Consider the following 5,571-nt stretch of genomic DNA (forward strand, 5'->3'; position numbering starts at 1 on the left):
CTGTGGACTTCAGCGCAGCTGGGGACCCCAGCGCAGCCGGGGACCTCAGCGCAGCTGGGACACCGCGGCCTTGAACTGCTGCTGGGCGGAGAGACGCATGGTCGCGAACGAGGCGTCCGCGACCGGGGACGCCCTGTCCTCAGCGACCTCGCGGACCATCAGCACGATCCGCAGCATCTCCCCGAGGTGCTCCGGGGTCAGCTCGGTCGCGAGGATCGGCAGTTCTTCGTTCTCCTCGGCGTCGGCGTGGTCGCGCAGGCTGCGCTCCAGCTGGTCGAGGGTGAAGAGGAACTCGTCGTCCCAGGGCGCCGCCGCGCCGGCCTCGCCGTCGACCCCGCCGTCGACCCCGTCGGCGACCCGGTCGTCAGGGCGGTCATCTGCCTGGTCGACGGCCCGGACGAGACGCTCGACGATCTCCGCTGCCTCGCGCTCCTCGTCGAGGCGCTCCCTCGTCGAGTCGTCCACCCAGACGTTGTGGATGGAGACCTCCTCTGCGGCCTCGTGCACGGCGAGGTAGCGCAGGAGACGCTGCAGGGCCGTGCGGCGCGCGTCAGCGGCCGCGTGTCGTGCGGCGGCGATGAGCTGCCAGAGGTGCTGGTGCTCGGTGTGCAGCGCTGCGCGAAGCTCGTGCAGAGTGGCGACGCGGGCCTCCATCGGGACCACCTTCGGAAGTCGGTTCGGGAGGGTCCTCCCCGCCCCTACCCGGGCGAGACGGTCGGAAACGGGATCACTGGCCGGCGAGGTCGGTAAGGGAGACGCCGGGATCGGCGAGCCGAGCCCGGTCGACGGCAGCGCGGGTCCGGATCAGCGCCTGCACGGCGTCCATCGTGTCCCACACGTTGACGTGCATCCCTGCGAGGACGCGGACTCCGTCGCCCTCCGGCACGACCCAGAAGGCCATGAACTCGTTGCTCGCGGGGTCACCGCGAAGGACGACCTCGGCGTCCGTGTCACGCGGCACGTGGCCCGCGTATTCCAGCCCGATGTCGTACTGGTCGGAGAAGAAGAACGGAATGGGCCCGTAGTGGACCTCCTTGCCGACGATCGACTCGCCGGCCGCGTAGCCCCCGTCCTGCGCATTGGCCCAGTGCTCCACCCGGAGCCGGGTCCCGAGGGTGGGGTTGAACCAGTTCGCCACGTCGCCTGCGGCGTAGACGCCCTCGGCTGAGGTGCGGAGTGCCTCGTCGACGACGACACCGTCGTCGACCTCGAGACCGGCGTCCTCCGCCAGCCGGGTGTTCGGCCGGATCCCGACCCCGATGACGACGGTGTCCGCTGGGAGCCGCTCCCCGCTGCTCGTCACGACAGCCGTGACCTTCCCGTCCTCCCCCTCGAGCCGCTCGACGCCCTCCCCGAGTCGAAGCGTGACGCCGTGGCCGCGATGGAGGTCGGCGAACCAGGAGCCGACCTGCTCGCCGACGACGCCGTAGAGGGGAGCCGGCTGCGGCTCGATGATGGTGACCTCGGCGCCGTGGTGCCGGGCGGCCGCGGCGACCTCCAGGCCGATCCAGCCTGCGCCGACGATGACGACCTCGCTCCCCGCGACGAGACGCGCACGGATCTTCGCCGAGTCCGGCATGGACCTGAGGTAGAAGACGTCGGCGAGGTCGGTGCCCGGCGCGTCGAGCTTGCGCAGGCCGGAGCCGGTCGCGATGAGCAGCGCGCCGTAGGAGAGCTCGCTCCCGTCGGACAACGTCACGGTGCGAGCGCCGGTGTCGAGCCGGTCCGCCGCGACGCCGAGCCGCAGCTCGACGTGGTTCTCGTCGTACCACTCCCGGGGGTGCGTGAAGGCGGAGTCCTCGGGGTCGTTGCCGAGCATGACGCCCTTGGACAACGGCGGGCGCTCGTAGGGGAGCCGGTTCTCCTTGCCCACGAGGACGACCGGAGTGTCCTGGTCGCTCTCCCGGATGGCTTCGATGGCACGGGCGGCCGTGAGACCGCCCCCGACGATGACGATGGGATCGCTGTTGGTCATGGGGCCACTCTCCCCCACCTCACGCACGGGGTCGAGTAGCGGGGGCCGTATGCCGCTGGGCTGGCTGGGGCGCAGCTGAGCGGCATACGGCGTGGACACGTCCTGAACAAGCGTTTAGGATCCTGTACATGAGTTCAACGCGGCCGACCGCCGCGGCAGCCGACCTCACCACCCGGGCGCGCATCCGGGAGGCAGCCATCCGACGCTTCGCGGCCGACGGGATGGACGCGCCGTTGCGGGCCATCGCCGCCGATGCGTCGGCGAGTCCGGCGCTGATCCTGCACCACTTCGGTTCGCGCGCCGGCCTGCGCGAGGCGTGCGACGAGCACGTCCTGGCCCAGATCCGGGCCAACAAGGCCTCCGTCCTGGCGCCTGGCGGCGCAGCCGTGATGCTCGCACAGTTCGCCGAGATCGAGGGCTACTCCCATCTCGTCGGCTACATCCTGCGAGGCCTCCAGAGTGGCGGGGCACTCGCCGCGCGGCTCGTCGACCAGCTCGCCGCCGGAGCCGAGGACTACCTCCACGAGGCCGAAGAGGCCGGCACCGTGAGCGCCAGCCGCGACCCTGCAGCACGGGCCCGACTCATCACGGAGCAGGCGCTCGGCGCCCTCCTGCTGCAGCTCCCCGGGCGCGGTGAGGTCCTCGACATCGCCGAGCTGCCGACGCTGCTGCGCACGTACGCGGACCGGATGATCCTGCCTCTCCTCGAGCTCTACACCGAGCCGCTCCTGACGGACTCGACCCGGCTCGATGCCTACCTGTCCACCCTCCATCTCCCCCTCCACAACCAGAGGAGTCCCCATGTCTGACCTCGCCATCGAGACCCGCGAGCTGACGAAGTCCTTCGGCACCACCCACGCTCTCAACGGCTTCTCGCTCCGCGTCGAGACGGGACAGGTCGCCGGTTTCCTCGGGCCCAACGGCTCCGGGAAGTCAACGACGATCCGGATCCTGCTGGGGATGCTGCGAGCCGACTCCGGCCATGCTCAGGTGCTCGGCCTCGACCCGTGGGTGGACGCCGTCGCCATCCACCGACGCATCGCCTACGTGGCCGGGGACACGAACCTCTGGCCCAACCTCACGGGCGGCGAGGCGATCGACGTCCTGACGCGGCTCTACGGCAAGGCGGCCGACCGCCGCAGACGCGACGAGCTGCTCGAGCGCTTCGAGCTCGACCCGACGAAGAAGGCCCGGACCTACTCCAAGGGGAACCGGCAGAAGGTCGCCCTCGTCGCGGCGCTCGCCTCCGACGCCGAGCTCTTCCTCCTCGACGAACCGACCTCCGGGCTCGACCCCCTCATGGAGGCGGCCTTCACCGACGAGGTGCGCAACCTGCGCGACCAGGGCCGCACCGTGCTCCTGTCGAGCCACATCCTCGCGGAGGTCGAGAAGCTCTGCGACACGGTGACGATCATCCGCGCAGGCCGTGACGTCGAGACCGGCACGCTCGCCGAGCTGCGCCACCTCACGAGATCGACGGTCACGGCGACGACGGCGGCCGACCCCGCGGCGCTCTCCGGGGCGACCGGGGTGCATGACCTCACCGTCGACGATGGCTACCTGCGCTTCGACGTGGACAACGCCCACGTCAACGACGTCCTGCGGCTGCTCGCCGACACCGGCGTCGAGAACCTCACCATCGCACCGCCCTCGCTCGAGGAGCTCTTCATGCGCCACTACGGCGACGAGGTCACGGTCGCCCCGGAGGCGGCGACCCGATGAGCGCATCGAGCACGCCCACCACCACGGCAGGACGCAGCTCCGGAGCGGCACCGGGATCGCGCGCGCCGGAGCCGAGGAGCAGTGGCACCGCAGACCCGTGGGCCGGCACGTCCGACCTGCTGCGGCTCTTCCTCCGGCTCGACCGGGTCCGCATCGCGATCTGGACCGTCTCCTTCGGCATCATCGTCGCGGGGTCGGTTGCCTCACTCGACGCGACGTACACCACCCCAGAGTCGCTTCAGGCCCGCGCGGCCTTCATGTCGAACCCCTCCGCGGTGATGATGACCGGTCCCGCCTTCGGACTCGACAACTACACCTTCGGCGCGATGCTCGCGAACGAGCTGTCGCTGTGGCTGTTCATCGCCTCGGCCATCATGAGCATCCTGCTCGTCGTGCGGCACACGCGGGCCGAGGAGGAGTCCGGGCGCCTCGAGGTCGTGCGCGCCCTGCCGGTCGGCCGGTTCGCCCCCGCGGTCGCCGCCATCATCACCGTCGCACTCGCCAACCTCGCGGTCGGTGCGGCGACCACGGTGGCGCTCGTCGGCACCGGCCAGGAGACGGCGAGCTCCATCGCGATCGGCGTCGCCACCGCCCTCACCGGCCTCGTCTTCGGCGCGGTGGGTGGGATCACTGCACAGCTGACCGAGCATGCGCGGGCTGCCTCGAGCATGGCGCTCGGTGCGCTCGCCCTGGCCTTCCTCGTCCGCGGCCTCGGCGACGTCATCGACAACCAGGGCTCGTGGCTGTCCTGGCTCTCCCCGCTCGCCTGGGCGCAGCAGACCAAGCTCTACGTCGACCTGCGCTGGTGGCCGCTCGCCCTCTCGGTCGCAGCGGTCGTCGGACTGCTCGCCACGACGGTGGTCCTCGCGCAGCGACGCGACCTCGGCGCCGGCCTTCGCGCTCCCAGGCCCGGCCCGGCGCAGGCATCGCCCCGGCTGCTGTCCAACGTCGGACTCGCCCATCGCCTCCTGTGGAACGTGGCCCTCGGCTGGACCATCGGGATGGTCTTCTTCGCGATCGCCTTCGGGGCGCTCGCCAACTCGCTCGAGGACGTCATGCAGGACATCCCCCAGATCGGCGAGTGGATCGCGATCGACCTCGCCGACCTGACGACGAGCTTCGCCGCCGCGATGCTGTCCTTCCTCGTCATCGCACCGATCGCCATCGGTGTGGCCGGCGTGGTGCGCCTCCGCTCGGAGGAGGCGGCCGGGCGCGCCGAGGCCGTCCTCGTCACGGGCAGCTCCCGGCCCGCGCTGCTCGGCGGCTGGACCGTCGTCGTCGCCGCACAGGCGACCGCCATGCTCCTGCTCATCGGCCTCGGTGTCGGGCTCGGCATGGCCGCGGGGACGGGCGAGAGCCACTGGATCTGGGACCTCACGGTCGCCTCGCTCGCGTATCTCCCGGCGACCCTGCTGATGATCGCGGCCGCCGTCGCCCTCTATGGACTCATCCCTCGGCTGGCCGCGCTCGCATGGGCCCTCGTCGTCTGGGTCACCATCGCGCTCTATCTCGGCGGCATGCTCGGCCTGCCGGACTGGGCGATGTCCCTGTCGCCCGTCTACCACACGCCGCTCGTGCCGGGCGCGGACGTCGACGCCGCGCCCCTCGTCGTCATGAGCGGGCTGGCGCTGGCCCTCGCCGCGGCCGGCTTCGTCGGTTTCCGGCGCCGGGACGTCGTGCCCGGCGAGTAGGCCCCGTCGAGTGGCCCCAAACGCCAAGTCGAGTGGCCCCAAACGCAGGAAGGCACGGCCAAGAGCCAAAGTCGAGTGGCCGCAAAAGCCGTGGAGTTGAGGCCCCTCGACCTTTTGGGCCGACTCTTGCGGCCACTCGACCTGAGGGCGACCCCGGCGTTTGGGGCCACTCGACCGTTGGGG

General features: G+C 71.2%; 5 protein-coding genes. 3 read left to right on the forward strand and 2 right to left on the reverse strand.

All coding sequences use genetic code 11. The annotated features are described in order from the left end of the window. Positions 1-45: 45 nt before the first annotated feature. Both LOY02_RS14530 and LOY02_RS14535 read right to left on the reverse strand, forming a co-directional pair. Positions 46-654 (reverse strand): hemerythrin domain-containing protein, encoded by a 609-nt coding sequence (locus tag LOY02_RS14530; protein WP_317183078.1) that lies wholly within the window; start codon positions 652-654, stop codon positions 46-48. Positions 655-727: 73 nt separating this feature from the next. Further along, positions 728-1,975, reverse strand: coding sequence for an FAD/NAD(P)-binding oxidoreductase (locus LOY02_RS14535; RefSeq protein ID WP_317183079.1), 1,248 nt, complete (start codon positions 1,973-1,975; stop codon positions 728-730). A 128-nt stretch (positions 1,976-2,103) separates the two neighbouring features. Here LOY02_RS14535 and LOY02_RS14540 point away from each other — a divergent pair, with 128 nt between their 5' ends. From LOY02_RS14540 to LOY02_RS14550, 3 genes are read left to right on the forward strand one after another with little or no spacing between them, the layout of a single operon-like run. Then, positions 2,104-2,784 carry a TetR/AcrR family transcriptional regulator gene (locus LOY02_RS14540; protein ID WP_317183080.1) on the forward strand — a complete coding sequence of 227 codons (681 nt, stop codon included), beginning with the start codon at positions 2,104-2,106 and terminating at the stop codon, positions 2,782-2,784. Next, positions 2,777-3,697: an ABC transporter ATP-binding protein gene (locus LOY02_RS14545; RefSeq protein WP_317183081.1), complete on the forward strand. Its 921-nt coding sequence runs from the start codon at positions 2,777-2,779 to the stop codon at positions 3,695-3,697. The genes LOY02_RS14540 and LOY02_RS14545 overlap by 8 nt, the downstream gene beginning before the upstream one ends. Further along, a complete protein-coding gene (locus LOY02_RS14550) occupies positions 3,694-5,388 on the forward strand; it encodes a polyketide antibiotic transporter (protein ID WP_317183082.1) in 1,695 nt (564 codons plus the stop codon). Before LOY02_RS14545 ends, LOY02_RS14550 begins: the two co-directional genes overlap by 4 nt. The last annotated feature ends 183 nt before the right edge of the window (positions 5,389-5,571 follow it).

The organism is Intrasporangium sp. (assembly GCF_032907665.1).
Classification (GTDB): domain Bacteria; phylum Actinomycetota; class Actinomycetes; order Actinomycetales; family Dermatophilaceae; genus Intrasporangium.

Coding starts and splice junctions, on each gene's coding strand:
- LOY02_RS14550 (WP_317183082.1), top strand. CDS start 3,694: ATGAGCGCATCGAGCACGCCCACCACCACGGCAGGACGCAGCTCCGGA.
- LOY02_RS14535 (WP_317183079.1), bottom strand. CDS start 1,975: ATGACCAACAGCGATCCCATCGTCATCGTCGGGGGCGGTCTCACGGCC.
- LOY02_RS14545 (WP_317183081.1), top strand. CDS start 2,777: ATGTCTGACCTCGCCATCGAGACCCGCGAGCTGACGAAGTCCTTCGGC.
- LOY02_RS14530 (WP_317183078.1), bottom strand. CDS start 654: ATGGAGGCCCGCGTCGCCACTCTGCACGAGCTTCGCGCAGCGCTGCAC.
- LOY02_RS14540 (WP_317183080.1), top strand. CDS start 2,104: ATGAGTTCAACGCGGCCGACCGCCGCGGCAGCCGACCTCACCACCCGG.